Origin of the sequence: Photobacterium chitinilyticum (genome assembly GCF_004104355.1) — a bacterium.
GTDB lineage: Bacteria > Pseudomonadota > Gammaproteobacteria > Enterobacterales > Vibrionaceae > Photobacterium > Photobacterium chitinilyticum.
Genome location: NZ_RJLM01000169.1, coordinates 1 through 493, shown reverse-complemented (window position 1 = coordinate 493; position 493 = coordinate 1). Strand labels below are relative to the sequence as shown.

General features: G+C 42.4%; 1 pseudogene. It reads left to right on the top strand.

Features of this window, described 5'->3' with window-relative positions:
- Positions 1-383, top strand: a pseudogene (locus EDI28_RS26375) (histidine motif-containing protein); the annotation flags it as partial.
- Between the last annotated feature and the right edge of the window lie 110 nt (positions 384-493).

Here is a 493-nt window from a genome sequence, read left to right as displayed (position 1 = left end):
ATACTCTTGAGGATCTTTTGGCGACTGTCAAGTACTATGTCGAACATCCAAACGAACGTCCGCATTCAGATAATGGTTTTGGTAACGCTAGCGACCATGTTCAAAGAAACAAAAATGGTCAAGCTGATACCAATCAAACGGAGAAACCTCAGACAGAAAAACCTGAGGAAGATAAGGAACATGATGAAGTAAGTGAGCCAACTCACCCTGAATCTGATGAAAAAGAGAATCACGCTGGTTTAAATCCTTCAGCAGATAATCTTTATAAACCAAGCACTGATACGGAAGAGACAGAGGAAGAAGCTGAAGATACTACAGATGAGGCTGAAATTCCTCAAGTAGAGCATTCTGTTATTAACGCTAAGATAGCAGAGGCGGAGGCCAAGCACTGATACGGAAGAGACAGAGGAAGAAGCTGAAGATACTACAGATGAGGCTGAAATTCCTCAAGTAGAGCATTCTGTTATTAACGCTAAGATAGCAGAGGCGGAGG